Source organism: Rathayibacter rubneri, from assembly GCF_023743255.1.
GTDB classification, from domain to species: Bacteria; Actinomycetota; Actinomycetes; order Actinomycetales; family Microbacteriaceae; genus Rathayibacter; species Rathayibacter rubneri.
Genome location: NZ_JAMRYM010000030.1, coordinates 1 through 26,693, shown reverse-complemented (window position 1 = coordinate 26,693; position 26,693 = coordinate 1). Strand labels below are relative to the sequence as shown.

Sequence of the window (26,693 nt, the reverse complement as noted above, 5' to 3'; positions counted from 1 at the left end):
AGAGCCGTCAGGCTCGGCCAGCCGTGGCGGAGGCTGCGTCGATGGTCGGATCGGCCACCGGCTCCCCACGATACAGGCTCTCGAATGTGCTGATCGTGCGGTTGATGTCGTGCGCGGCGACGATGCGGAGGGAGGCGCGCTTCATCTCCTCGAGGCGCTCCGGGCTCGACGACAGGACGTCGGTGAGGCGGTCGGCCAGGGCCTGGGCGTTGCCGGGCTCGAAGAGGTGGCCGTTCTCGCCGTCGTGCACGAGGTGCGGGAGCGCCATCGCGTCGGCGGCGACGACCGGGAGGGCCGAGGCCATCGCCTCCATCGTCGCGATGCTCTGCAGCTCGGCGATCGAGGGCATCGCGAAGACGGTCGCCCGCGAGTAGGCCTGCTTGAGCTCGTCGTCCGAGACGTAGCCGGTGAAGCGGACCCGGTCGGCGATGCCGAGGCTGGTGGCCAGCTGCTGCAGGTTGCGCAGCTGGTCGCCGCCGCCGACGATCTCGAGCTGCGCGTCGAGCGACTCGTCGAGGAGGGAGACGGCGCGCAGCAGGACGTCGATGTGCTTCTCGCCCGTCACCCGGCCGACGAAGAGGATGCGGTTGGCCGTGCGCGGGGTGAAGTCGGGCGTGTAGTTGTCGGCGTCGATGCCGCACGAGATCGCGTGCACTCCGCGCAGGCCCGTGTACTGCTCGAGGAACTGCGCAGCCCTGCGGGTCGGAGTGGTGACCGCCTCCGCGCGGCCGAAGGTGCGGCGGGCCGCACGCCACGCCATCTGCACGGCCTTCGCCTGCACGGCCTTGGGCAGCAGGGTGAACTCCAGCATGTTCTCGGGCATGAAGTGGTTCGTGCCGATGATGCGGATGCCGCGCGCGGCCGCCTCGATGCCGAGGCCGCGGCCGACGATGATGTGCGACTGGAAGTGCACGACGTCGGGCTTCACCTCGTCGAGGATCCGCGCGCTGTTCTGCCGGATGCGCCACGGCATGGCGAAGCGCATCCAGTCGTGCGGGAACCAGCGCCAGCTGTAGAGGCGGTGGACGATCATCCGCTGGCCCTCGTGGGTCTCGAAGCGCGTCCCCCTCCAGCCGTCGGCCGACGGGGCGACGACGTGCACCACGTGACCGCGCTGCACGAGTCCGGCGGCGAGGCGCTCGGCGAACTTGGCGGCTCCGTTCACGTTCGGGGCGAAGGTGTCGCAGCCGATGACCACGGTGAGCGGCCGCGGTGCGTCGCCGGCAGGCTCAGGGAGCGACGGGGAGGGATCGTCGGAGGCGGGAGCCGACTCGCGGTTCCGGGGCGACTCCGGTCGTGACGCGTCGCGGGGGTCTGACACGGGGGTGGTTCCTAACGGTGTCGTGCCGGTCGTGACGGTGAGGAGACGATCGGCGTGTGGTCGGTCGGTTTCGGAGCACCTCGGCGCGCCCTCATTGTAGACAGCGGCGCCCGCGGATCCGCGGATTGGCGGCCCGCGTCGCCGGGCTCAGCGGGCCTGGGGGTGGTGCTTGGCGAGCAGGAGGACGCCCCAGATGGCGACGGCTCCGGCGAGCACGAACAGCGGGATCGCCCACGGAGCGGCGTACTGCGCCTCACCGAGCACGACGATGCCGATCGCCACGGCGACCAGCGGGTCGATCACGGTGAGCCCCGCGACAACGAGGTCCGGCGGCCCGGACGAGTAGGCGTTCTGCACGAAGTACCCGCCGAGCGCGGTGGCCGCCAGCAGGGCCACAATGCAGACCACGGTCAGCGGGTCGAACTCGCCGAACTTGATCCGGTTGAGGACGACCTTCGCGAGGGTCGCGACGAAGCCGTAGACCACTCCTGCGCCGAGGATGTAGAAGATCGCGCGCGCCTTGCGGCGGAAGACCCCGAAGGCGACGACGAAGATCACCAGGACGATCGCCAGGATCACGAGGATCGTCACCAGCTGGGGCGTCCGGATCGATCTGTCGACGGCGTTGAACGCCGCGACGAGGACGAAGGTGCCCACCCCCGCCACGCACAGCACGATCGCGCGGACGGACGCCCTGTTCAGACGGACCTTGCTGACGCGCGCGTTCACCACGGCGGTGATGACCAGCGCGACGGCGCCGAGCGGCTGCACCACGATGAGGGGCGAGAAGCCCAGGCTCGTGAGCTGGAAGACGATGGCGAGGGCCAGCATCAGCGTGCCGGCGACCCAGGAGGGCCGGGAGAGCAGGGCGAACAGCTGACCGCCGTTGAGCCCGGACGACTTGGCGCCGCCCGAGAAGCGCTCGACCTTGACGACTCCGCGGTGCTGGAACTGGGCCCCCAGGGAGAGGAAGACCGCGCCCACGAGGGCGATCGGGATGCCGATGAACTGTGCCGGGTCGAGCGTGAACTGCTCGGTCAACTCGGACAGATCTGTGGACATGCGCTCGACCCTACCCACAATCCCCCGGCGGGCCGTCCGGCGCACGGGTGAGGGGGGAAGACCAGCGGATGACACCCGGACGGGCCCCGCCGACCCCCGCGATACCCTGGTGCCCATGGCCGTCCTCCCCATCCTCATCGCCGGCGACCCCGTCCTGCACTCCCCCGCCGCACCCGTCACCGTCTTCGACGACTCCCTCCGCACGCTCGTCGCGGACATGTTCGAGACGATGGACACGGCGCCCGGGGTCGGCCTCGCCGGGCCTCAGGTCGGCGTCGCGCTCCGCCTCTTCGTCTACGACTACGCGGCCGACGACGGCACCCCGCGCCGCGGCGTGGCGATCAATCCGGAGCTCTTCGTCTCGCCCGTGCCGCTCGGCGAGGCGGACGAGGACACGGAGTCGGAGGGGTGCCTGTCGTTCCCGGGCGAGCGCTTCCCGTTGCGCCGCTCCGAGAAGGCGATCCTCCGGGCCGTCGACCTCGAGGGGACGCCCTTCGAGATCGAGGCGGAGGGATGGTTCGCGCGCGTCTTCCAGCACGAGTTCGACCACCTCGACGGGATCCTCTACACGGACCGCCTCGAGCACGACTACCGGAAGCCCGTGGCGAAGATCACGCGCAAGCGGGGCTGGGGTGTGCCCGGAACCTCGTGGCTTCCGGGAGTCGACGACCTCGAGGGCTGATCGCGCTCAGGTGAGGTCGACCCCGTGCACGCCGTTGTGGTGGCGCAGCGCGGGGAAGGAGGCGGTGACCGAGCGACCCACGCCCGGCGTCCGCTTCTCGACGACGTCGCCGCCGAAGAGCGCGGCGCGCTGACGGAGCTCCTCGAGCGCCGGGCTGTCGATCCGCTCGGTCAGCGCGTGCAGGTCGGCGTCGACGGCGCTCGCGTCGGACTGGGCGGCGCCGTGCCGCTCGCGGTCGTCGTCGACCTCGACGCGCAGGCCGGTGGACGTCCAGCGGGAGCTGATGCGGACCTCGGTCCCGGATCCGCCCGTGGCGAGCGCCTCGTCGAAGGCGTACTCGAGGACCCGGAGCACCGCCACCTCGGCGCCGTCCTGCAGCGGGAAGGACTCGCCGAAGGTCTCCTCGTGGACGGTGAGCCCGCGGTCCCGGGCCAGGGACACGAGAGTTTCCGCTCCCCCCGCGGACGGGAGCTCGACCGGGTCGACCGCGGCGACGCTCGCGATCCGGCGCAGCTGGGCGAGCGAGGACTCCGCCGCGCGCACCGCCCGGACCGCCGAGCGCTCGGCCGCCGCGGGATCGCGCTCGATCGTCAGGCGCACGCTCTCGGCCTCCTCGACGACGCGGGCGGCACTGCGCACCGCGAGCTGCTCGAGCTCGCCGACGATCCGCAGGCGCGCCTCCTGCTCGCCGACGGTCATCTCGAGGCGCACGACGCGCTCGGCCTCGCGAGCGTGCCGTTCGCTCAGCTTCTTCTCGGCGGTGACGGAGCGGCGCCACAGGACGATCGCGCCGACAGCGGCGATCAGGGCGAGGACGAGGACGACTTCGAGCACGACGGCCTCCGGAGCGGGGTGACGGGGATCGGCGCAGGGGACGCCGGAGAGCGATGGTACCCGCGAGCGGGGGGCGCCCGCTGAGCCGGCGACGGGGCTTGCGCTCAGCGTCCGGTCGTCCGGACCGACCGGGTCACGGTGAACTTGCCGTTCCGGGCGACCACCGAGGTTGCGCCCACCGATCGGCGCAGCTCGGCGGGGTGGGCGAGGTGCGAGTTGAAGACGGTCCAGAGCTCGCCTCCCGGTCGGAGGAGGCGACCGGCCGCGCGGATCATGCGGCGTGCGACCAGGTCGGTGACCGCTCCGTCCGAGTGGAACGGCGGATTGCAGACGATCACGTCGACCGAGCCCGGGTCGAGGGTGGACGCGTTGTCGTCGCGCAGGACCCGGACGCGCAGGCCGTTCGCCTCGGCGGTGGCTCGGGCCGACTCCGTCGCCGCGCGGGACGTGTCGGTGGCGACGACGTCGAGGTCCGGGCGCGACCGGGCGAGCACGGCGGCCAGGATGCCGGTGCCGCAGCCGAGATCGACGGCGGTGCCTCCCGGGAGCGCGGCGGTGTCGAGGGCGGCGAGGAGGGCGCGGGTGCCGATGTCGAGCCGGGCGCCCGCGAACGCTCCGGCGACGGCGACGACCTCGAGGTCGAGCTCGTCGAGCCGCCGGCGCTGTGCCTCGGGAGCGGGCGGCTGCACGGCCTGCGCGGTGCTCGCGAGCAGCGCCCGCGACTTCTGACGCGCGAGACTGACGTCGATCCGCTCGTAGCGCGTGCGCAGGACCTCGTTCATGCCGTGCGTCATGTGCTTGATGCGGCCCGCTGCGATCAGGGGCGCGGAGGGGGCGGAGAGCGCGGTGCCGGCGGCGATCGCCGAGAGCGCGTCGAGCGAGCGCGGCAGGCGGACGAGGACCGCGTCACTCCCGCGCACCGCCTCGGCGACCGAGTCGACGACGGAGAACGGGGCGAGCTCGATGCCGGTCTCGAGGACGACCCGGGCGTTCTCGTCGAGCGCCCGCTCGGCGGTGACGGAGTCCTGGACGCTGCGGACCGCGATCCCCTCGGCGGCCAGGGAGAGAGTCAGCGCCCCGTAGGCGTCCTGCACGACGGCGACCTGCGAGCGCTGCCCGAGGAGCTCGAGGAGGAGCCGGTCGGTCGCGTCGACGGCGACGAGCGACGGCGCCTCGACATCGGGGCGACGACGCAGGAGGCCGAGGACGTCCTCGCGCATCGCGCCTCCGATCGGGGACGGGACACCTGCCGCCGGAGCGCGGGACGACCCACCAGGGCAAAAAGAAAGGACCTGAGAGTGGAGTCCCAGGCCCTTCGCTCCCCGACTTGGACTCGAACCAAGAACCTACCGGTTAACAGCCGATTGCTCTGCCAATTGAGCTATCGAGGATCATCCGACCACCCGGAGGCGATCAGCGCACGTCTACTTTAGCAAACTCTGCGTGAAGACCAAATCGAGAGCAGCGGCGCTCAGTAGCCCGCCCCCGGGTCGACCGATCCGAGCAGGTCCTCCCCCGCGGCGAACGCCGCCACGTTGGCGCGGACCCGCTCCGCGAGCAGCGGAGCGGTCATCTCGGGGGTGTCGGCGGTGTGCGGGGTGATCAGGCAGCGCGGCTCGGTCCAGAGCGGGTGTCCGTCCGGCAGCGGCTCCGGATCGGTCACGTCGAGGGCGGCGCCGGCGAGACGTCCCTCCGCCAGCGCGGCGACGAGGGCGTCGGTGTCGACCAGCGTGCCCCGCGCGATGTTGACGAGGACGGCGCGCGCCGGCAGCCGCGAGAGCAGCTCGGCGTCGACGAGATGCCGCGTTCCCGAGGTCGCTGCGGCGGCGAGCACCAGCACGTCGGCCTCGGCCACGACCTCGGCCAGGCGGTCCGCAGTCACGGTCCGCTCCGCACCGAACATCGGCTCGGGGCTGCGCCGCACGACGCTCACGCGGGCGTCGAACACCGAGAGGAGCCGCAGGAGCTCGGTGGCGATGCCGCCCGCTCCGACGACGACGACCCGAGCCCGGTGGAGCGTGGCGGCGTGCTTCGCGCCCCACGACTGCGCCCGCGCCCGCTCGGGCAGGGAGCGCAGCAGCGCGAGCGTCAGTGCGAGGGCGTGCTCGGCCACCGGCTCGGAGTAGGCGCCCTTCGCGCTCGTCCAGGCGAGTCCCGGCCGCGCGGCGCGGTGCAGCACCTCGGAGAAGGCGTCGACCCCCGCCCACGGGAGCTGGACCCAGCGGATCGTCGGGTGCTCGGCGAGCACGTCCTCGAGCTCCTGCGTGCGCCCGTACGAGAGCCAGAGGAGGGCGTCGGGGGCGTCGTCCAGGCCGACGACACGGCCGCCGCCCTCCTGGATCGCGCGGGTGAAGACGTCCTTGGAGCGCGGCAGGACCGCGACGCGCGGCGCGGTCACAGGACCTCCTCGACCGGAGCGACGCGCTGGGCGCGGGTGGCGTCGAAGCGCTCGTACTCGGCGAAGGCGGCGCCGAGCTCCTGCACGTACGGGTGGCGCGACTCCGTCAGCACCTCCAGCAGCGGACCGTAGGCGACCACCTCCCCGCCGACGAGGACGGCGATGCGGTCGGTCGCCCGGCTGAGGACGTCGATGTCGTGGCTCACCACGACCGCCGCGAAGTCCTCCTGGCGGCGCAGATCGGCGAGCAGGTCGACGATCGACTCCCGGACCGTCGCATCGATGCCCGAGGTGGGCTCGTCGGCGACGAGCACCCTGGGTCCGAGGACGAGCGCCCGCGCGATCGCGACGCGCTGCCGCTGCCCGCTCGAGAGCTCGTACGGGAAGCGGTCGAGCAGGAACAACGGCAGATGCACCGAGTCGAGCAGCGTCGCCACCCGCACCGCGGCGCTCCTGGGGTCGTAGCGGCGGTCGCGGAGGTAGATCGGCTCGGCGATCAGCTCGGACACGGTCAGCTCGGGACGGAGAGTCGCGCCGGCGTCCTGCGCCAGGTAGGCCACGTCGAACGTGAAGCGCTTGACCTCGCGGGCGGGCAGGTGGCGCAGGCCGTGACCGGCCACCGTCGCGTCGCCGCCGGTGATGACCGGGCGAGCGCGATCGCCGTCGCTGCCGAGCCCGTCGCCGCCGAGCACACGGGCGAGCGTCGACTTCCCCGAGCCGCTGCCGCCGAGGATCCCGAGCACCTCCCCCGGCTCCACCCGGAGGCTGATGCCCCGCAGGGCCGTCCAGCGCCGGCTGATGCCGCGGGGCGGGTACTCGACGCTGAGATCGTCGACGACGATCGGCGCGGCGGGGGTGCTCACGCGTCGCGCTCCGCCCGCGTGATGCTGCGCAGGAGCTCGCGGCGCTCGGCCTGCTCGGCCGGATCCGGAACGGGCAGCGAGGCGAGCAGGCGCTGCGTGTACGGGTGCTTCGGCGCGGAGAGGACCTCCTCGCCCGTGCCCTCCTCGACGAGCTCGCCGCGGTAGAGCACGGCGATCCGGTCCGCGAGCAGATCGACGACCGCGAGATCGTGGCTGATGAAGAGCGAGGCGAAGCCGAACTCGCGCTGCAGCTCGGAGAACAGCTCGAGCACGCGCGCCTGGACCGAGACGTCGAGCGCCGAGGTGGGCTCGTCGGCGATCAGCAGCTTGGGCTGCAGCGCCAGCGCCCGCGCGAGGCTCGCGCGCTGGCGCTGCCCGCCCGAGAGCTCGTGCGGATAGCGGTCGCCGTACGACTTCGGCAGCTGCACGGCCTCGAGGAGCTCGTCGACGCGGGTCCTGGCCGATCCCGCGTCGGGGAACCTCCGGTGCACGACGAGCGGCTCGGCGACGCACTCGGCGATGGTGAGCAGCGGATTGAAGCTCGACGCCGGATCCTGGAAGACGAAGCCGATGTCGCCGCGGACCGGGCGGAAAGACCGCTCCCGGATGCCGCGCATCTCCTTGCCGAGCACGCGGAGGGATCCGCCGGTCACCGTCGTGAGGCCGGCGATCGCACGCCCGATCGTCGTCTTGCCCGAGCCGCTCTCGCCGACGAGTCCGAGGACCTCTCCGGCGCGGATGCGGAACGAGACGCCGTCGACCGCGACGAAGCCGGCGCGGCCCAGGCGGCCCGGGTACTGGATCCGCAGGTCGTCGGCCTCGACCAGGACCTCGGCCTGGGGCCGGCTCGCGCGCTCGATGGCGCGGTCCTTCGCGCGCGCGACGCCCTGGCCCACGTGCGGCACGGCGGCGAGCAGCTTCTTCGTGTAGTCGTCCTTCGGCGAGGCGAAGAGCTCGGCCACGGGCGCCTCCTCGACCAGCTCGCCCTGGTACATCACCGCGACTCGGTCGGCCAGATCGGCGACCACGCCCATGTTGTGGGTGATCAGCACGATCGAGGTGCCGAAATCGTCACGGCAGCGGCGGAGGAGGTCGAGGATCTCGGCCTGCACCGTGACGTCGAGCGCGGTCGTCGGCTCGTCGGCGACGATGAGGCCGGGATCGAGCACGAGCGCCATCGCGATGACGACGCGCTGCTTCTGCCCGCCCGAGAACTGGTGCGGGTAGTAGTCGACCCGCTTCTCCGGCTCCGGGATGCCGACGGTGCGCAGCACGTCGATCGCCCGCGCGCGCGCCTCCTTCTTCGAGACGCTGCCGTGGGCGCGCAGCCCCTCGGCGATCTGCCAGCCCACGGTGAACACCGGATTGAGCGCCGTCGAGGGCTCCTGGAACACCATCGCGACGTCGGTGCCGCGGATCTCGCGCAGGCGCGCCTTCGGCACCGAGACGACGTCGGTGGAGGAGCTGCCGTCCTTCTTGGAGAGCAGCACGACGCCCGAGGCGGTCGCCGTCTCGGGCAGGAGCCCGAGGATCGTCTTCGCCGTCACGGTCTTGCCGCTGCCCGATTCGCCGACGATGGCGAGCACCTCGCCGCGCTCGACTCGGAGGCTCACTCCGGCGACGGCGCGCACCGCTCCCCTGTCGCTGGCGAACGCGACCTCGAGGTCGCTGATGTCGACGATCGGCCGCTGGTCGCTCATCGCGTCCCCTCCACTCCGGCGACGGGGTCGTGCCCCGGCGTCTCCAGGCCGTCCGCGGCGAGCACGCCGCCCGGGACGACGGACGTCGCGGCCACGTCGCCGGAACCGGCGGCCACCGCGCGCCGACCGCGCAGGCGCGGGTCGGCGAGGTCGTTCAGGCTCTCGCCGACGAGCGTGATGCCCAGCACGACGAGGACGATGGCGAGGCCCGGGAAGACCGAGGTCCACCAGATGCCGCTCGTGACGTCCGAGAGCGCCTTGTTGAGGTCGTAGCCCCACTCCGCCGCCGACGTCGGCTCGATGCCGAAGCCGAGGAAGCCCAGGCCCGCGAGGGTCAGGATCGCCTCGGACGAGTTGAGGGTGAAGATCAGCGGGAGGGTCCGGGTGGCGTTCCGCAGCACGTGACGGAACATGATCCGGCTCGTCGAGGCTCCGACGACCTTCGCGGACTCGACGTAGGCGTCGCCCTTGATCCGCACGGTCTCGGCCCGGATCACGCGGAAGTACTGCGGGATGTAGACGACCGTGATCGAGACGGCGGCGGCGAAGATACCGGCCCAGAGGTTCGACTGCCCGCCCGAGATCACGATCGACATCACGATCGCGAGGAGCAGGGTCGGGAAGGCGTAGATCGCGTCGCAGACCACGACGAGGACCCGGTCGAGCCAGCCGCCGAGATAGCCCGAGACGAGGCCGAGGAAGACGCCGACGAAGATCGAGAGCACGACGGCGACGACGATCACGAGGAACGCGGTCTGCGCTCCCCAGAGCACACGGCTGAGGACGTCGTAGCCCCCGACCGTCGTGCCGAGCAGGTGCTCGGCGCTGGGCGGCTGCTGGGCACCGAAGGATCCGTTGTCGGAGCGGAGCTGCGAGTAGCGGTACGGCGCGATCAGCGGAGCGAAGAGGGCGACCAGGAGGAACGCGCCGGTGATGACGAGGCCCGTGACGAGCATCCCGCGCTGCAGCCCCACGCTCTGGCGGAGCTGGTGCACGACGGGGAGGCGGTCGACGAGGCGGCGCCGCGGCCGCGCGGCGGAGGCGGTGGTGGTGCTCATGCTCAGTACCTCACTCGCGGGTCGATGAGCGCCGCGATGACGTCGACGATGAAGTTGGTCAGCGCCACGATCACGGCCAGCAGGGCGACGATGCCCTGCACGGCGACGAAGTCGCGGGCCTGGAGGTACTCGGCCAGCTGGAAGCCGAGGCCCTTCCACTCGAAGGTGGTCTCGGTCAGGACCGCGCCGCCCAGCAGCAGGGCGATCTGCAGCCCGATCACCGTGATGATCGGGATGAGCGCCGGCCGGTAGGCGTGCGTGCGGACGAGGCGGAACTCCCCCACTCCGCGCGACCGCGCCGCGTCGACGTAGTCGGTGCCCAGGGTGCCGATCACATTGGTGCGCACGAGCCGGAGGAAGATGCCGGCGGTCAGCAGGCCCAGCGCGACGGCGGGCAGGACGGCGTGCGAGAGCACGTCCGACACGGCGGCCGGGTCGCCGGTCTGGACCGCGTCGATCAGGTAGATGCCGGTCTTGTTCTCGAGGAACTGCAGCGACAGCTCGGTGCTGGTCGACGCGCGCCCGGCGACCGGGAACCACTTCAGCCAGACCGCGAAGACGAGCTTGAGCAGCAGGCCCGCGAAGAACACCGGAGTGGCGTAGCAGAGGATCGCGAAGATGCGCAGCACAGCGTCGGGCGTGCGGTCGCGGTGGTAGGCCGCGAGCATTCCCAGCGGGATTCCGACGAGGAACGCGACGAGGAGCGCGTAGAACGCGAGCTCGACGGTCGCCGCGCCGTAGGTGAGCAGCACCCCGGTGACGGGGCGGTTGTCGCTGAGGGTGGTGCCGAAGTCGCCCGTGAGCAGCTGGCCGAGGTACTCGAAGTACTGCACGATCAGCGGGCGGTCGTAGCCCGCCGCCGCGACCCGCTCGGCGAGCTGATCGGCCCTCAGGCGGCCGCCGAGGGCCGCCGTGATCGGGTCGCCCGTCGTGCGCATGAGGAGGAACACCATCGTCACGAGGATGAAGACGGTCGGGATGATGAGCAGGAAGCGGACGAGCAGGTAGCGCCCGAGTCCGCCCCCGGAGCCGCGCGGTCGCCGGGTGGGCGCCGTCGCCGCAGCCGTCGTGGCTGTCGTCACGTGATGCCTTTCGTGGAGAACGGCGGCCGGCGCCTCCCGAGCGGGGAGGCGCCGGCCGCCGGAGGGTGGATCAGCCCTTGCTGAGCGCGGCGTAGCGGAACTTGAACGACGCGTCGAGCGTGTCCTCGGTGCCGCTGACGTCGCTGCCGACGACGGCGACCTGCGAGCCCTGCAGGTAGGGGACGGTCGAGAGCTGCGCCGCGACCTTCTCCTGGATCTGCTCGATGAGCGCGGTGCGGGCGTCGGCGTCGGTCGTCGAGACCTGCTCGGCGATCAGCCCCTGGACCTCGGCGTCGTCGTAGTGGTTCGCGAGGAAGTTCTCCTTGATGAAGAACGGCGAGAGGTAGTTGTCGGCGTCCGAGTAGTCCGGGAACCAGCCCAGCTGGTAGGCCGGGTAGACGTCGGAGCTGCGGTCCTTGGAGTACTGGACCCACTCCGTGGTCTGCAGGTCGACGGTGAACAGACCCGACGACTCGAGCTGGTCCTTGATCAGCGCGTACTCATCACCCGAGGACGGGCCGTAGTGGTCGTTCGAGTACTGGAGGCTGAGGTTCACCGGCTCGGTGACACCGGCGGCCTCGAGGGTCGCCTTCGCCTTGTCGGCGTCCGGTCCGCCCTCGCCGTCGCCGTAGAGCGACTTGAGGGGCTCGGTCGCGCCGGTCAGTCCCTCGGGGACGAAGGAGTAGAGCGGCGTGTAGGTGCCCTTGTAGACCTGGTCGGCGATCTCCTCGCGGTCGATCAGGTCGGCCACGGCCTGGCGCACGGCGAGCGACTTGGCGGCGTCCGCCTCCGGAGTCGTCGCGCCGAAGGGCTGGGTGTCGAAGTTGAAGACGATGTAGCGGATCTCGCCGCCGGGGCCGTCGACGACCTTGACCGCGTCGTTGCCGCGGAGGTCCTCGACGTCGGTCGCGGAGAGGCTCCGGAACGCGACGTCGATGTTCCCCTCCTGGATGTCCAGCTTGAGGTTCGACGAGTCGGCGTAGTACTTGACGTTGACGGTGCCGGTCTCGGCCGCGCCGAGCACGCCCTCGTAGCCCTCGTACGCCTTGTACTGGATGAGGTTGTTCACGTCGTAGTTGGCGATCGTGTACTGACCGGCGAACGCCTCCCCCGAGACGATCTCGTCGTCCGCGGTGAGCGCGTCGGCCGAGAAGACGTCCTCGTCGACGATCGGGCCCGCGGGGCTCGAGAGGATCTGCGGGAACGTCTGGTCGTTCTCGGACTTGAGCGTGAAGACCACGGTGGTGTCGTCCGGCGCCGCGACGCTGTCGAGGTTCGCGAGGAGCGACGACGGGCCGTTCGCGTCCGCGATCGCGAGCTGGCGGTCGAAGGTGAACTTGACGTCGGAGGAGGTGAGGTCGTTGCCGTTCGCCCACTTCAGACCCTCCTTGAGGGTCACGGTGTACTCGGTCGGCGCGGTGAACTCGGCCGACTCTGCGATGTCCGGCTCGACGTCCGGGCTGCCGTACGGGGTGTTCATCAGGAACGGGTAGACCTGGTTCATCACGGCGAACGAGCCGTTGTCGTAGGAGCCGGCCGGGTCGAGCGTCGTGATCTTGTCGGTGGTGCCGATGGTCAGGGTGCCCCCGCCGGCGCTGTCGCCGGACGAGTCGGAGCCGCCGGCGGAGCAGCCCGCGAGCACGATCGCGACCGCGGCGAAGCCGGCGGCGGCGGAGAGCGCGCGAGCGCTGCGGGTGGATGCGGATGTCATTGTCCGTCTACCTCTTCCTGGTAAGGATTCGATGCGGGTGCGCTCGTGGCGCGGTCTCGTGGCGCACAGTGGTCCTGTGAGCGCACGGGCGCGCGGAGGCGTGCGCCCGCAGTGCTGTTGTTCATGGGTAACACATGTGGAAGCGCTCTCCGGACAGGCGGGGTCCGCCGCGTCCGAAACTTCACACGACTGCAACACGCCCCTGGACGGGTGACGGTCGCGCCTCGGGCGGGGATCACTCGCTCCGCAGGGCGCGCTTCTCGCGCTCGAGCTCGACGAGGCGCACCTGAACGGCCCTCGACATCACGGGATCGGCGGAGGCGCGCTGCAGGGCACCGCGCAGCTCGGCGATCTCGCGCAGCAGATCGCGCTCGATCAGCGAGACGGCGACGTCGCGCGCGTACCGGGCGAGCTTCGCCTCGTCGGCCGCGGGGATCGGCGCCACGGCCAGCTGGCGCACGAGCGAGGCGAACGGGCCGGGGACGTCGTTCGCGACGTGCTCGACCCAGTCGCGGTCCTCCGCCCGCTCGAGGTTGGCGACGACGGCGTCGCGGACGACGCGCAGGGTCTCGTTCGTCACGGCGGCGTGAGCGGCGCGCGCGAGCAGCTCGGTGCCCATGGCCTGCGGGAGCTGGAGCATCGCCATCAACGCTTCGCGCTCGATGCGCGTGACGACGTCGACAGGGAGGTCGGCGAGGCGCGCGCCGGCGGGCGCCCCGGGCGCCGCGCTCTCGGGCTCGCGTCGCTCGTCCCGGGATCCGGAGGAGCGGGGGCGGGAGCCGGCCGAGCGGACGGCCGAGTTGACCTCCGACATGTCGAGGCCGAGCATCCGCGCCAGCTCGCGGGAGTACCCGGGCCGCAGCGCGGGATCGCGGATCTCGGCGACGACCGGGGCCGCGGCGCGCAGGGCGGCGATCCGCCCCTCGACCGTCTCGAGGTCGTACCGCGCGAGCAGCTGGCGGATCACGAACTCGAACATCGGCTTCTTGTCGTCGATGAGCCGTCGCACGGCGTCGTCGCCGCGGTTGAGCCGCAGGTCGCACGGGTCGAGGCCCTCGGGAGCGACCGCGACGAACGTCTGCGCGGCGAAGCGGTGCTCCTCCTGGAACGCGCGCATCGCCGCCTTCTGGCCTGCCGCGTCGGGGTCGAACGTGAAGACGACCTCGCCGACTCCGCTGTCGTCCCCCAGCACCCGGCGGAGCACCTTGATGTGGTCGACCCCGAAGGAGGTGCCGCACGTGGCGACCGCGGTGGTCACGCCCGCGAGGTGGCAGGCCATCACGTCCGTGTAGCCCTCGACGACGACGACGCGGTGGCCTCGCGAGATGTCGCGCTTGGCCAGATCGAGCCCGTAGAGGACCTGTGACTTGTGATACACGGGCGTCTCGGGGGTGTTCAGGTACTTCGGCCCCTTGTCCTCCTCGAGGAGGCGGCGGGCGCCGAAGCCGACGGTCTGACCGGTCACGTCGCGGATGGGCCACACGAGCCGCCCGCGGAAACGGTCGTAGACGCCTCCCCGATTGCTGCTGCTGACGAGGCCTGCGGCGGTGAGCTCGGTCTCGGAGAAGCCGCGGCGCTTCAGGGCGGTCGTCAGGCCGTCCCAGCCGTCGGGCGCGAAGCCGACGCCGAAGCGGTCGGCCGCGGCGCGGTCGAAGCCGCGCTCGCCGAGGAAGCGGCGACCGACATCGGCGCCCGGAGTCGCGAGCTGCTCGCGGAAGAACTCCTCCGCCGCCCTGTTCGCCTCGAGCAGGCGCACGCGCCCCCCGGTCTCGGGAGCCTGCCCGCCGCCCTCCTCGTACTGCAGGACGATGCCGACGCGAGCGGCGAGCCGCTCGACCGTCTCGCTGAAGGAGGTGTGGTCCATCTTCATGATGAAGCTGTAGACGTCGCCCGACTCCTGGCAGCCGAAGCAGTGGTAGAAACCGGCTTGCGGGCGCACGTGGAAGCTGGGGCTGCGCTCGTCGTGGAAGGGGCAGAGGCCCTTCAGCGAGCCGACGCCCGCCGACTTCAGGGTGACGTACTCGCCGACGACGTCGCCGATGTTGACGCGGGCTTTGACCTCCTCGACATCCTGCTGTCGAATCCGTCCTGGCACCCCACCATCGTAGTCGCCGGTCCTCGCCCGGCGCCTCGCGGTCGGCTTTTCGACGGTGCGGGTTCCGCAGAGCGGGTCGCGTCCGCCTACGGCGATCCGCTGGCACGTGGATCACCTGTTCGGCTGTGCCGTCGTCGGCGCCGGTCCCCGCCCGGCGTCGCACAGTCGGCCGTACTCATTCGGAGCCGGTCCCTGCCCGGCTCCCCGCGGTCGGCTTCTCGACGTGCGGAGTTCCGTGGAGCGGGTTCCGTCCGCCTACGGCGATCCGCTGGCACGCGGATCACCGGTTCGGCTCGGATGGGGCCGCGGCGGCGCGCACTAGGGCGCTGCGGCCGGGGTGTGCTGCGCAACATGAGCTGACGAGGGGGTTCAACCTCTGACAGGCTCTAGACCCCATCGTCAGCAGACGTTGCGCATCGCGCTGCCGCTCCAGAGACGCTCTGGTCTCCTTCTGCTGGTCGAGTAGCGCCGCAGGGGCGTCTCGAGACCGCCCCCCGGACGACGCGGATCTCGGTACGGCCGCTGCGCGCCCTACTCGATCACCAAGGGGCGCGCGGACGACCCGGCGACCCTCTCCGAGCCGAACGGGTGATCCGCGTGCGAGCGGATCGCCCTAGGCGCACGCGACCCGCTCTGCAGAAAGCGACCACCCGCGAGGGCCGACCGCGCGGGGCCGGGCAGGGACCGGCCCCGTATCGGCACAGCCGAACGGGTGATCCGCGTGCGAGCGGATCGCCCTAGGCGAACCCACGCCGCTCTGCGGAACGCGCCCACCCGCCCGAGCCGACCGCGCGGAGCCGGGCAGGGACCGGCTCCTCATGAGCACAGCCGACCGCGCGGAGCCGGGCAGGGACCGGCTCCGTCATGGGCACAGCCTCTCGAACCACGCCAGGGCGCTCTGGTCGGTGAGGTTGGCGACCTGGTCGACGACGACGCGGCGGCGGGAGTCGTCGGAGTCGCCGGCGCGCCAGTCCTCGGCGAAGCCGGGCTCGAGAGCGCCCTCGCCGCGCTCGAGGAGGGTGTCGGCGAGGCGGGTGAGGACTTCGCGCTGCTGCGCGTAGATCGGCTGGCGGGTGTTCCGCGACATGACGAAGGTGGCGACGATGCCCTTGAGCACGGCGATCTCGGCCTGCTGCTCGCGCGGGACGACGACGTGGCCGCCGAAGCGGACGAGGTCGGGGTGCGAGTACGCCTCGCGGGTGGCCTCGGTGGCGGCGGCGGCGAAGCGGCCGATGAGCTGGCTGGTCAGGTTCTTCAGTCGCGCCTGGTCTCGGCGGGAGCCGTCCCAGGTGTCGAGCCAGACGTCGAGCGAGTCGAGGCGGTCGAAGGCCGCCACGAGCTCGGCGTGCTCGATCTCGTCGCCCACCCAGGCGTGCATCGAGGCGACGAGGTCGTCGTGGTCGCTCCGGGAGCCGAGCGCTTCGACGTCGATGTAGCCCGAGACCACGGCGTCCTCGAAGTCGTGCACCGAGTACGCGATGTCGTCCGAGAGGTCCATGACCTCCGCCTCGATGCAGCGCACGCCCTCGGGTGCGCCCTCCCGCATCCAGGTGAAGGCCGGCGCGTCGTCGGCGTAGAAGCCGAACTTGGCCCGCCCGGACGGGTCGGCGACGGAGCGGGTGTCGGGCCAGGGGTACTTGCAGCTCGCGTCGAGGCTCGCGCGGGTCAGGTTCAGTCCGTACGGTCGCGCGTCGTCGCCGAACACCTTGGGCTCGAGGCGCGTGAGCAGGCGGAACGTCTGCGCGTTGCCCTCGAAGCCGCCGATGCCGTCGGCCCAGGCGTTGAGCGCGCGCTCGCCGTTGTGCCCGAAGGGCGGGTGCCCGATGTCGTGGGCGAGGCAGGCCGTGTCGACGACGTCGGGGTCGAGGTCGAGGCTCGTCGCGAGCTCACGGCCGATCTGCGCCACCTCGAGCGAGTGCGTGAGGCGGTTGCGGGCGAAGTCGACTCCGGCCGTGGGGCTCAGGACCTGCGTCTTGGCCGCGAGGCGGCGCAGGGCGCTGGAGTGGAAGAGCCGCGCGCGGTCGCGGGCGAAGTCGGAGCGTCGGGTGGAGTGGTCCTCCGGCAGGAACCGCTCGACATCGACGAGCGAGTACCCCCAGAGCGCGCGGTCATCCACCGCTGTGGTGGACTTCGGCGGCGGACACGTCGGCTCGCTGACCGGCGTCGAGCTCGCGCGACTCGAGCCAGCGGTCGGGCAGGGACGGCACCTTCGGGGATCCGGCGCGACCGCGCTGACCCTCGGCGGCCTCGCCCGGGTAGGGCACCTCGGGGTCGAGCTGCGCGAGCAGCTCGTCGAGCTCGGCGAGCGTCTCGGCGGAGGCCATGCGTGCACGCAGCTCGCCGCCGACGGGGTAGCCCTTGAAGTACCAGGCGACGTGCTTGCGGATGTCGCGGCAGCCGCGCTCCTCGCTCTCGAAGAACTCGCAGATGAGCTCGGCGTGGCGCCGGAACGCGGCGGCCACCTGCCCGAGCGTCGGCCGGAAGCGCTCGTCGGAGCCGGCGAACGCGGCGGCGAGGTCGCCGAACAGCCAGGGTCGACCGAGGCAGCCGCGCCCGACGACCACGCCGTCGCAGCCGGTCTCGGCCATCATCCGCAGTGCGTCCTCGGCCGACCAGATGTCGCCGTTGCCGAGCACGGGCACACTCGTGATCGCCTCCTTGAGGGTGGCGATCGCCGACCAGTCGGCGTGGCCGCTGTAGAACTCGGACGCGGTGCGCGCGTGCAGGGCGATGGACGCGACTCCGGCGCCCTCCGCCGCGCGGGCGGCCTCGAGGTACGTCAGGTGGTCGGCGTCGATGCCCTTGCGCATCTTGACGGTGAGCGGGACGTCGCCCGCCGCCTTCACCGCGCCCTCGACGATCTGGCGGAACAGGGGCAGCTTCCACGGCAGTGCCGCTCCCCCGCCCTTGCGGGTCACCTTGGCGACGGGGCAGCCGAAGTTGAGGTCGATGTGGTCGGCGCGGTCCTCCGCGACGAGCATGGTGACGGCCTCGGCGACCGTCTTCGGATCGACTCCGTAGAGCTGGATCGAGCGGACGGACTCGCTCGGGTGGTGGCGGATGAGCCGCATCGACTCCGGCGTGCGCTCGACGAGCGCGCGCGAGGTGATCATCTCGCTCACGTAGAGGCCCGCGCCGAACTCGCGGCACAGGCGGCGGAACGCGGTGTTGGTGATCCCCGCCATGGGAGCGAGGACGACCGGAGCGTCGAGTTCGAGGGGGCCGATGCGCAGCGCCGGCGCGGGTCGCGCGGGCGGTGGGGCCAGAAGAGTGGAGGACATCGGTAATGATTCTCCCAGATCCTGTGTTGGGGAAGGCGGGACGAGCAGAGGAGACCCGGACGATGAGCACGATCGACGCTGTGGAGGACGGACCGGCGCGGTTCGAGGAGGACGCGCGAGCGCGCGGCCTGGACGTGGAGGTCGTCGATCGACCGGAGGCGGGAAGCCTCGCCGAGGCGGCGCGGCTGCTGGGCATCGACCCCGCCACGATCGTGAAGTCGCTCGTCGTGAAGCGACACGACGGCGAACTGCTGTTCGCGCTGATCCCGGGCGGCCGGCAGATCTCGTGGCCGAAGCTCCGCGCCGTCGTCGGAGTGAACAAGCTTCGCCTGCCCGACGAGACGGCGGCCTTCGAGGCCACCGGCTACCGCCGCGGCACCATCACCCCGATCGGCTCCACCACCGCGTGGCCGGTCTTCGCCGACGAGCGGATCCGCGGGCAGCGGATCGCGATGGGCGCGGGCACCGGCGGGCGCAGCGCGTTCGTCGACGCGGACGCGCTGATCGCGGCCTACGGCGCGACCGTGGCCGACATCAGCGTCGAGGAGCCTCCGCGCTGACCGGAGCGACGACGGCGGGGACGGCGCACACGCCGTCCTCGCACACCGGCACGTCCGCGGCGCCGAGCATCTCTAACCCGCTCACGCGGCGCTCACCCTCTCCGCGAGGACGTGCTCGAGCACCTCGGTGAAGGCCTGGGGCTCCTGCGCGCCCGAGACCCCGTAGCGCCCGTCGAGCACGAAGAACGGCACCCCGTTGATCCCGTACTCGCGCGCCTGGGCGATGTCGGACTGCACGTCGGCGAGGTGGCGCTGCTCGGCGAGAGCCTGCGCGGTGCCCGCCTCGTCGAGCCCGACCTCCTCGGCGAGCGAGGCGATCACGGCCGGATCCGCGAGGTCGCGCCCCTCGACGAAGTAGGCGCGCAGCAGGCGCTCCTTCAGCTCGAGCTGGAGCCCCTCGGTCTTGGCGTGGTGCAGCGCCTGGTGGGCGGTCACGGTCTTGACGTGACGAACCGTCTCGAAGTGGTAGTCGAGCCCGACGCTCGCCGCGATCGCGGTGACGTTGTCCAGCATCTGCTGCGCCTGCGCCTCGGGGATCCCCTTGTGCTCGGCCAGGAACGCCGCCTCGCCGCCTCGGTAGTCCTCGGGGGTGTCGGGAGACAGCTCGAAACTGCGGTACTCCAGCGCCACCTCGGGGGCGTCCGGGTGGGCGAGGCGGAACGCCTCCAGCCCGCGCTCGAACTTGCGCTTGCCGATGTAGCACCAGGGGCAGGCGATGTCCGACCAGATGTCGACGGTGATGGGGGGCTGCGCGTCAGTCACGTGGAGGACAACAGCGCCGCGGCACTCCTATTCCCGCAGGAGCCCGACGAGCTCGTCCACGTCGGACTCGTCGTTCCAGACGTGGAACGCCACGCGCAGCCGTCCCCCGCGACCCGACACGCGGATCCCCGCCTCGAGCAGGCGGGCGAGATCGGCGCCGTCCTCATCGGGCCACGAGACGAGCGCCCGGTGCTGCGGGTCGCGGTCGAGTCGCTCGCAGAGCAGATCGCCGAGTCCGGAGGCGTGCCGCCAGACCTCGTCGGCGTCCAGTGATCCGAGGAGCGCGAGGGACGCCTCGGCTCCGACGAAGGCCTGCCAGGCGGGCGAGACGTCGAAGCGGCGCGCGTTCTCGGCGAGGTGCATGGCGGGTCCGTAGCAGGAGGACCAGACGTCCTCCCCGGAGTACCAGCCGGCCTGCAGCGGGACGAGCTCGGCCGCGTACTCGGGCGAGACCGTGAGGAACGCCACCCCGCGCGGCGAGCACAGCCACTTGTAGGCGTGGGTGAGGGTCGCGTCGAAGCGGGAGGCGTCGACGGGCAGGACCCCCGCCGCCTGGGTGAGGTCGCACGCGGTGCGGGCGCCGCACCGGGCCGCCGCCTCGATCACGGAGTCGAGATCGGCGATCGCGCCGCTGCTCGACTGCACGGCCGAGAACACGACGAGGTCGTCCGCCGGCTCGACGGAGTCGGCCAGCGCCTCCAGTGGCACCGAGCGGACCTCGATCCCCCGGTGCGCCTGCGCGAGGAACGGGAAGACGATGGAGGAGAAGTCGCCGTCGACGCAGAGCACCCGGGCGCCGTCGGGCAGCGATCCGGCGAGGACCGACGCCATCACCGACGTCTGCGAGCCGATCGCCACGCGGTCCACCGGCACGCCGACGAGCCCGGCGAACGACGAGCGGGCGCTCTCGGCGATCACTCCGTAGCCGGCCGCGGTGCTCTCCCCCGCCGACCAGCGGTCGAGGTCGGCCCTCAGCGCCTCGACGCTCTCGCGCGGCGGCAGGCCGAGGGTGCAGGCGTTGTGGTACCCGCGCGCTCCGGCGAACCGCTCGCGCAGAGCGGTCATGGACGGGCCCGGAGTACTCACCCTTCGAGGATCCCCCTCCCCCGCTCGATCGCCAAGACCGCACCCTCGCCGGGCGCGTCGGTACTCAGCGGGCGGCGAGGCGGTGCGCCTGCTCGATGACAGCGACGACCGCCAGGGCCTCCCGCACGTCGACGGGCGGCGGCGCTGCCTCGAGCAGGGTGCGGGCGACTCCGTCGTAGAAGGCGGCGTAGCGGCCCCGCTCGCTCGGGACCGCGCGCGATCCGGAGTCGTCAGTCAGCACCCCCCACGCCCGGCGCGGGACCTCGCCGAAGTCCGCGTCGTCGGGGCGGGCTCCCCCGTGACGCAGCGCGTGCTCCTGCGGATCCAGGCCGTCGACCGAGAAGGCCGCCGACGTGCCGAGCACGCGGAACCGCGGCCCGGAGGCGCGGGCGACGCGGCTCATCGCGAGGTGCGAGCGCACGCCGCTCTCGTGCAGCAGCGAGAGGAACGCGTCGTCCTCGCTCGCGCCGCCCGGGTGAACGATGCTCGTCTCGGCCGCGGTGACCACGGCCGGCCCGAAGAGGACCAGCGCCTGGTCGACGAGGTGGCTGCCGAGATCGAAGAGGATCCCGCCACCCTGCTCGGGGCCGATCTCGCCCTGCCAGCGGCCGGTCTTCGGAGCGCTCCAGCGCTCGAAGGTCGACTCGAAGCGGAGGACGTCGCCGAGTGCACCCTCGCGGAGGAGCCGCTGCAGGGTCAGGAGGTCGGCGTCCCAGCGGCGGTTCTGGAAGACGAGCACCGGCGCTCCGCTCGCCTCGGACGCCGCGATGATCGCCTCGGCGTCGGCGACGCTCGGCGCGAACGGCTTGTCGACGACCACCGCGACGCCCTCCTCGAGCACGGCCACGGCCTGCTCTCGGTGCACCGACGGCGGGGACGCGAGAACCACGAGCTCCGGACGCTCCGCGAGCACCGCGTCGAGGTCGGGCACGATGCGCGCACCCGGATGAGAGGCGGCCGCCGACGCCGCGCGCTCGGCGTTCGACGTCGCGATCGCGACGATCCCGAAGGCCGGATCGGCCGCCAGGAACGGCGCGTGGAAGACACTGCCGGCCAGTCCGTAGCCGACGATGCCGACGCGGATCACGTCGACGCCCCCGGCACGTCGACGGCACCGCCGAAGCGGCGGGAGCGTCCGGAGTAGTGCTCGATCGCCTCCCAGAGATCCGTGCGCGAGAAGTCCGGCCAGAGCCGGTCGAGGAACACCATCTCGGCGTAGGCGCTCTGCCAGAGCAGGAAGTTGCTCGTCCGCTGCTCGCCGGAGGAGCGGACGAAGAGGTCGACATCGGGCATCTCGGGCACATAGAGCGCCTTCGCGATGGTCTTCTCGGTGATGCCGGACGGCTTCAGCCTGCCCGCAGCGACCTCGCCCGCGAGACGCTGCACGGCGTCCGCGATCTCGGTCCGCCCGCCGTAGTTCACGCACATCGTGAGCGTGAGGACGTCGTTGCCCTCGGTCAGCTTCTCGGCGAACTGGAGCTCGTTGATCACCGAGGCCCAGAGCCGGGGCTTGCGGCCGGCCCAGCGGATGCGCACACCCCACTCGTTGAGCTGGTCGCGGCGGCGGTGCAGGACGTCGCGGTTGAAGCCCATCAGGAAGCGCACCTCCTCGGGCGACCGCTTCCAGTTCTCGGTCGAGAACGCGTACACGCTGAGGTGCTTCACGCCGATCTGGATCGCTCCCGCCACGACGTCGAGCAGGGCGGCCTCGCCGCGCTTGTGCCCCTCGATGCGCGTGAGTCCGCGGCCGTTCGCCCAGCGGCCGTTGCCGTCCATCACGATCGCGACGTGGCCGGGCACGGCCTTCCGGGGGATCTCGGGCGGGTGGACGCCGGTCCAGTCGAGCTCGCGGTAGGGCTCGGCGTCCTTGTGCGTGAAGGGCTTCATCGGGTGACGTGCTCCAGTGATCTCAGTCCGCGTTCGAGGTGGAACTGCGTGTAGGCGGCGACGACTCCGCTCGCCCGCGATCGCGTCGAGGGCTCGGTCGTCTCGGCGTGCGTCCAGTCTCCGGTGAGGAGCGCTCCGAGCAGGACGACGACCTCCGGAGCGACGCGCGGAGCACCGGGCGGGGTGCAGTCCTGGCAGACGACGCCACCCATCTGCACGACGACGGCGCCGTGCGGGCCGGGGGCGCCGCATCGGGCGCAGTCCTCGAAGCTCGGCGCCCATCCTGCGATCGACAGTGCGCGCAGGAGGTAGGAGTCGAGGGTGAGCACCGCCTCGTGCTCGCGACGCGAGAGCGAGCGCAGGGCGCCGACGAGCAGCAGGTACTGCTGGAGGGACGCGTCGGAGTCGGTCAGCCGGTCGGCCGTCTCGACCATCGCGTTCGCCGCGGTGTAGCAGTCGTAGTCGGCGGCGATCAGAGCGCCGTACGCGCCGATCGACTCGGCCTGCGTGACGATGTCGAGGCTGCGGCCCTCGTAGAGCTGCAGGTCGGCGACCATGAACGGCTCGAGCCGCGAGCCGAACTTGGACCCGGTCTTGCGGACGCCCTTGGCGACCGCGCGGATCTTGCCGTGCCCGCGGGAGAGCAGGGTCACGATGCGGTCGGCCTCGCCCAGCTTGTGCGTGCGGAGCACCACGGCTTCGTCACGATAGGTGGGCATGCACTCGATTATCCTCCCCGACACCGACAACCTCCCGGCCGCCGGGCCGGTCGACCGGTCGCAGCGTGGAACGATGGGCCGGTGGCCGACACCCTCTTCGTGATCCCCGCCTGGGCCGACCTCCTGGCGATCGCCATCGGCTGCCTGCAGGGAGCGATGTTCGCGGGCGAGTTCCGCGATCGCCGTATCGACCTGCTCGGAGTGACGATCATCGGCACGGCCACGGGCCTCGGGGGCGGTGTCCTGCGCGATCTGCTGCTCCAGACGCCGCTGGTGGCCCTGCACACCAACGCGTACCTGATCGTGGCGGTGACGGCCTCGCTCCTCGGGATGCTGCTGCAGCACGTGCTCAACCGGGTCGACGGCACGATCACCGCCCTCGACGCCCTGACGTTGGGCCTCTTCGGCGCGATCGGCACCACGAAGGCGCTGGCGCTCGGAGTGCCGGAGGTGCCGGCCGTCTTCGTCGGCACGGTGTCGGCGGTGGGCGGGTCCGTCATCCGCGACATCCTGCTGAACCGGCCGATCGCGCTGATGCACGTCGGCTCGCTCTACGCCGTCGCCGCCACCGCGGGCACGGCCGTCCTCGTCGCGGGCCTGCGCTTCGGGATGCTGATCGACTTCGCGGCGCCGCTCGCCGTGGGCGTCACCACGCTCATCCGTCTGCTCGCCGTGCGCTACGGCTGGAGCCTGCCCGAGCAGCGCGCCCTCAGCGGCGTGCCGCGCCTCCGCTGGCGCCGCCGCGCCTGACCCCCCGGACCGACGGAACCCCGACCCGGCGAGGGAACCCGCTGGTGCAGGCTCCCTCGACGGTCCGGGGTTCCCTCGACGGTCCGGGGTTCTTCGGCGGGGCCGGAGGACGGACGCGCGTCAGACGGAGGCGGACGCCAGCTCGCGGTCAGGGGCCTCCTCGCGCAGTGCGCGGTTGACGGCCGAGACGATCGCCTTGAGCGACGCGGTCGAGATGTCGGCGTCGACGCCCACGCCCCACAGCGTGCGGCCGTTGACCGAGCACTCGACGTAGGACGCGGCCAGCGCGTCGCCGCCCGCGCTGAGGGCGTGCTCGACGTAGTCCAGCACCCGCACCTCGACGCCGTGCTGGCTCAGCACGGACTCGAAGGCGTTGACCGGGCCGTTGCCCGAGGCGTTCGCCTCGATGATCTCGTCGCCGACGCGCAGCACCGCGTTCAGGGCGATGGTGCCGCCCAGGTCGCTCGACGTGCTGGTGCGGGTCAGCTCGAACCGGCCCCACTTCTCGTCGGCGCGGTGCGCGGGAGCAGGCAGGTACTCGTCCTGGAAGATCGTCCAGATCTGCTCGCTCGTGACCTCGCCGCCCTCGGCGTCGGTCTTGGCCTGCACGACTCCCGAGAACTCGATCTGGAGGCGGCGCGGCAGGTCCAGCGCGTGGTCGGTCTTCAGCAGGTACGCGACTCCGCCCTTGCCCGACTGCGAGTTCACACGGATGACCGCCTCGTACGAGCGGCCCAGGTCCTTGGGGTCGACCGGCAGGTAGGGCACGGCCCAGGTGAGCTCGTCGACGCCGCGACCGGTGCGCTCGGCCTCGGCCTCCATGGCCTCGAAGCCCTTCTTGATCGCGTCCTGGTGCGAGCCGCTGAACGCGGTGAAGACCAGGTCGCCCGCCCAGGGGCTGCGCTCCGGCACGGCCAGCTGGTTGCAGTACTCCGCTGTGCGCTTGATGCCGTCCATGTCGCCGAAGTCGATCTGCGGATCGATGCCCTGCGTGAACAGGTTGACGCCCAGTGCGACGAGGTCGACGTTGCCGGTGCGCTCGCCGTTGCCGAAGAGGCAGCCCTCGATGCGGTCGGCGCCGGCCAGGTAGCCCAGCTCGGCGGCGGCGACGGCGGTGCCGCGGTCGTTGTGGGGGTGCAGCGACAGGATGATGTTCTCGCGCTGAGCCAGGTTGCGGCTCATCCACTCGATCGAGTCGGCGTACACGTTCGGCGTGGCCATCTCGACGGTCGCGGGCAGGTTGAGGATCACCTTGCGGTCGGGGGTCGGCTCGAAGACCTCGACCACCCGGTCGCAGATCTCGCGGGCGAACTCGAGCTCCGTGCCCGTGTAGCTCTCGGGCGAGTACTCGTAGTAGACGGTGGTGCCGGGGACCGACGCCTCCATCTCGCGGCACTTGCGGGCGCCGGCCAGGGCGATGTCGATGATCCCCTGGCGGTCCTTGCGGAACACGACCTCGCGCTGCAGAACGCTGGTGGAGTTGTACAGGTGCACGATCGCCTGGCGGGCGCCCCGGATCGACTCGTACGTGCGCTCGATCAGGTGGTCCCGCGCCTGCGTCAGCACCTGGATGGTGACGTCCTCGGGGATCGCGCCCTCCTCGATGAGGCTGCGGACGAAGTCGAAGTCGGTCTGGCTGGCGCTCGGGAAGCCGACCTCGATCTCCTTGTATCCCATGGAGACCAGCAGATCGAACATGATCCGCTTGCGCTCGGGGCTCATCGGGTCGATCAGTGCCTGGTTGCCGTCGCGGAGGTCGACGGCGCACCAGCGCGGCGCGGTCGTGATGCGCTTGGTCGGCCACGTGCGGTCGGGCAGGTCGACCGCGATCTGCTCGTGGTACGGCCGGTACTTGTGGATCGGCATGGTCGAGGGCTTCTGCGTGTTCTTCATGAGGGTCTCCTGGCGCGGATGCGCGCCCGTGTCGGTCTCGCGGGGATCCGGGAATCGGATGCGACCTCGCGGAGGGAACTGCGATCAGGCGTCGACGGACTCCGCGACGAGGGAGGCCTGGGGGTTAGGACTCGTCGCGGCAGCTAAGAAGGAGCAGACCGAAGCGCACGGGGCCAGGCTAGCACTGCCTCCGCGCCCAGGTCACCCGGGCGCTCTCAGGCGACGAGGCCGTTCTCGTAGGCGTAGACGACCAGCTGCACGCGGTCGCGGAGGCCCAGCTTGCCCAGCGTGCGGCTGATGTGGGTCTTGACGGTCGCCTCGCTGAGGAACTCGGCCGTCGCGATCTCGGTGTTGCTGAGCCCTCGCGCCGCGTGGTGGAAGATCTCGCGCTCGCGGTCGGTGAGCGTCGAGAACGCGACGGGGGTCTCCCGACCGCTGCCCGGTGCGCCGAAGTGCTCGAAGAGCTCGCGCGTGGCGGAGGCCGCGACCACGGCCGTGCCCGCGTGCACCGTCCGCACCGAGGCGAGGAGGAAGCCGGGCTCGGTGTCCTTGAGGAGGAAGCCGCTCGCCCCGGCGCGGATGGCCCGGGCCGCGGCCTCGTCGAGATCGAAGGTCGTCAGCACGAGGATGCGCGGGGCGGGCGTCCCCGTCTCGGCGGCGCGGGCGAGGATCCGCCGCGTCGACTCGATGCCGTCGACGCCGGGCATGCGGATGTCCATCAGCACGACGTCCGGTGCGACCCGGGCGACGACCTCAGCGCCCTCGGCGCCGTCGGAGGCCTCGCCGACCACCTCGAGGTCGGGCTGCGAGCTGAGCAGCATGCGGATGCCGGCGCGGAACAGCGCCTGGTCGTCGACGAGGACGATGCGGATGGGGTCGGTCATGACGGGAGGCCTCCGGAGGCGAGGGGCGGGACGAGCGTGACGGGTGAGGTGCGCGGGGGCACGGG

The 26,693-nt window shown here is 71.8% G+C and carries 23 protein-coding genes and 1 tRNA gene; 3 read left to right on the top strand and 21 right to left on the bottom strand.

The features are described 5' to 3' along the window. Positions 1-7 precede the first annotated feature (7 nt). A complete protein-coding gene (locus NB037_RS08950) occupies positions 8-1,192 on the bottom strand; it encodes a glycosyltransferase (RefSeq protein WP_251945268.1) in 1,185 nt (394 codons plus the stop codon). A 276-nt stretch (positions 1,193-1,468) separates the two neighbouring features. Continuing rightward, a complete protein-coding gene (locus tag NB037_RS08945; RefSeq protein WP_251945252.1) occupies positions 1,469-2,383 on the bottom strand; it encodes a DMT family transporter in 915 nt (304 codons plus the stop codon). Positions 2,384-2,498: 115 nt separating this feature from the next. On the opposite strand from NB037_RS08945, the gene def reads away from it, so the two are divergent. After that, on the top strand, positions 2,499-3,065 hold the full coding sequence (gene def / locus NB037_RS08940; protein ID WP_251945251.1) for a peptide deformylase: 567 nt from the start codon (positions 2,499-2,501) through the stop codon (positions 3,063-3,065). A 6-nt stretch (positions 3,066-3,071) separates the two neighbouring features. Here def and NB037_RS08935 read toward each other — a convergent pair whose 3' ends face one another. From NB037_RS08935 to dusB, 12 genes are all read right to left on the bottom strand, one after another. Continuing rightward, positions 3,072-3,899, bottom strand: a complete 828-nt coding sequence (locus NB037_RS08935; RefSeq protein ID WP_251945250.1) for a sensor histidine kinase — start codon at positions 3,897-3,899, stop codon at positions 3,072-3,074. 104 nt (positions 3,900-4,003) lie between these two features. Beyond that, the gene (locus tag NB037_RS08930; protein WP_251945249.1) at positions 4,004-5,119 is read right to left on the bottom strand and encodes a class I SAM-dependent methyltransferase; all 1,116 of its coding nucleotides are present in this window, start codon (positions 5,117-5,119) and stop codon (positions 4,004-4,006) included. 98 nt (positions 5,120-5,217) lie between these two features. Continuing rightward, a tRNA-Asn gene (locus NB037_RS08925) sits at positions 5,218-5,290 on the bottom strand. 80 nt (positions 5,291-5,370) lie between these two features. Beyond that, positions 5,371-6,297, bottom strand: a complete 927-nt coding sequence (locus NB037_RS08920; RefSeq protein ID WP_251945248.1) for a D-isomer specific 2-hydroxyacid dehydrogenase family protein — start codon at positions 6,295-6,297, stop codon at positions 5,371-5,373. Further along, positions 6,294-7,160, bottom strand: coding sequence for an ATP-binding cassette domain-containing protein (locus NB037_RS08915; RefSeq protein WP_251945247.1), 867 nt, complete (start codon positions 7,158-7,160; stop codon positions 6,294-6,296). Before NB037_RS08915 ends, NB037_RS08920 begins: the two co-directional genes overlap by 4 nt. Then, positions 7,157-8,860 (bottom strand): ABC transporter ATP-binding protein, encoded by a 1,704-nt coding sequence (locus NB037_RS08910; protein ID WP_251945246.1) that lies wholly within the window; start codon positions 8,858-8,860, stop codon positions 7,157-7,159. The genes NB037_RS08915 and NB037_RS08910 overlap by 4 nt, the downstream gene beginning before the upstream one ends. Then, a complete protein-coding gene (locus tag NB037_RS08905; RefSeq protein ID WP_251945245.1) occupies positions 8,857-9,918 on the bottom strand; it encodes an ABC transporter permease in 1,062 nt (353 codons plus the stop codon). Before NB037_RS08905 ends, NB037_RS08910 begins: the two co-directional genes overlap by 4 nt. A 2-nt stretch (positions 9,919-9,920) precedes the next feature. Then, a complete protein-coding gene (locus NB037_RS08900) occupies positions 9,921-11,000 on the bottom strand; it encodes an ABC transporter permease (protein ID WP_251945243.1) in 1,080 nt (359 codons plus the stop codon). Between the two features lie 70 nt (positions 11,001-11,070). Further along, positions 11,071-12,711 carry an ABC transporter substrate-binding protein gene (locus tag NB037_RS08895; protein ID WP_251945242.1) on the bottom strand — a complete coding sequence of 547 codons (1,641 nt, stop codon included), beginning with the start codon at positions 12,709-12,711 and terminating at the stop codon, positions 11,071-11,073. A gap of 235 nt (positions 12,712-12,946) precedes the next feature. Then, the gene (dnaG, locus tag NB037_RS08890; protein WP_251945240.1) at positions 12,947-14,806 is read right to left on the bottom strand and encodes a DNA primase; all 1,860 of its coding nucleotides are present in this window, start codon (positions 14,804-14,806) and stop codon (positions 12,947-12,949) included. Between the two features lie 862 nt (positions 14,807-15,668). Next, positions 15,669-16,922 carry a deoxyguanosinetriphosphate triphosphohydrolase gene (locus NB037_RS08885; protein WP_251945238.1) on the bottom strand — a complete coding sequence of 418 codons (1,254 nt, stop codon included), beginning with the start codon at positions 16,920-16,922 and terminating at the stop codon, positions 15,669-15,671. Next, positions 16,915-18,087 (bottom strand): tRNA dihydrouridine synthase DusB, encoded by a 1,173-nt coding sequence (gene dusB / locus NB037_RS08880; protein WP_207402440.1) that lies wholly within the window; start codon positions 18,085-18,087, stop codon positions 16,915-16,917. Before dusB ends, NB037_RS08885 begins: the two co-directional genes overlap by 8 nt. A 62-nt stretch (positions 18,088-18,149) precedes the next feature. Here dusB and NB037_RS08875 point away from each other — a divergent pair, with 62 nt between their 5' ends. Continuing rightward, positions 18,150-18,647 carry an aminoacyl-tRNA deacylase gene (locus tag NB037_RS08875; RefSeq protein ID WP_251945236.1) on the top strand — a complete coding sequence of 166 codons (498 nt, stop codon included), beginning with the start codon at positions 18,150-18,152 and terminating at the stop codon, positions 18,645-18,647. 81 nt (positions 18,648-18,728) lie between these two features. Here NB037_RS08875 and NB037_RS08870 read toward each other — a convergent pair whose 3' ends face one another. From NB037_RS08870 to recO, 5 genes are all read right to left on the bottom strand, one after another. Beyond that, the gene (locus NB037_RS08870; RefSeq protein ID WP_251945234.1) at positions 18,729-19,409 is read right to left on the bottom strand and encodes a DsbA family oxidoreductase; all 681 of its coding nucleotides are present in this window, start codon (positions 19,407-19,409) and stop codon (positions 18,729-18,731) included. Between the two features lie 27 nt (positions 19,410-19,436). Next, positions 19,437-20,474 carry an aminotransferase class V-fold PLP-dependent enzyme gene (locus NB037_RS08865; RefSeq protein WP_251945231.1) on the bottom strand — a complete coding sequence of 346 codons (1,038 nt, stop codon included), beginning with the start codon at positions 20,472-20,474 and terminating at the stop codon, positions 19,437-19,439. Between the two features lie 85 nt (positions 20,475-20,559). Next, positions 20,560-21,582 carry a Gfo/Idh/MocA family protein gene (locus NB037_RS08860; RefSeq protein WP_251945229.1) on the bottom strand — a complete coding sequence of 341 codons (1,023 nt, stop codon included), beginning with the start codon at positions 21,580-21,582 and terminating at the stop codon, positions 20,560-20,562. Further along, positions 21,579-22,382 (bottom strand): isoprenyl transferase, encoded by an 804-nt coding sequence (locus tag NB037_RS08855; RefSeq protein WP_251945227.1) that lies wholly within the window; start codon positions 22,380-22,382, stop codon positions 21,579-21,581. The genes NB037_RS08860 and NB037_RS08855 overlap by 4 nt, the downstream gene beginning before the upstream one ends. After that, positions 22,379-23,101, bottom strand: coding sequence for a DNA repair protein RecO (recO, locus tag NB037_RS08850; RefSeq protein ID WP_251945225.1), 723 nt, complete (start codon positions 23,099-23,101; stop codon positions 22,379-22,381). The genes NB037_RS08855 and recO overlap by 4 nt, the downstream gene beginning before the upstream one ends. A gap of 81 nt (positions 23,102-23,182) precedes the next feature. Between recO and NB037_RS08845 the strand changes: the two genes are divergently transcribed. After that, positions 23,183-23,851 carry a trimeric intracellular cation channel family protein gene (locus NB037_RS08845; RefSeq protein WP_251945223.1) on the top strand — a complete coding sequence of 223 codons (669 nt, stop codon included), beginning with the start codon at positions 23,183-23,185 and terminating at the stop codon, positions 23,849-23,851. Positions 23,852-23,971: 120 nt separating this feature from the next. Here the strand turns inward: NB037_RS08845 and leuA are convergent, their stop codons facing one another. Next, entirely contained in the window at positions 23,972-25,744 is a 1,773-nt protein-coding gene (gene leuA / locus NB037_RS08840) for a 2-isopropylmalate synthase (RefSeq protein ID WP_251945221.1), read from the bottom strand. 215 nt (positions 25,745-25,959) lie between these two features. Further along, a complete protein-coding gene (locus tag NB037_RS08835; RefSeq protein WP_207402449.1) occupies positions 25,960-26,628 on the bottom strand; it encodes a response regulator in 669 nt (222 codons plus the stop codon). Positions 26,629-26,693 lie beyond the last annotated feature (65 nt).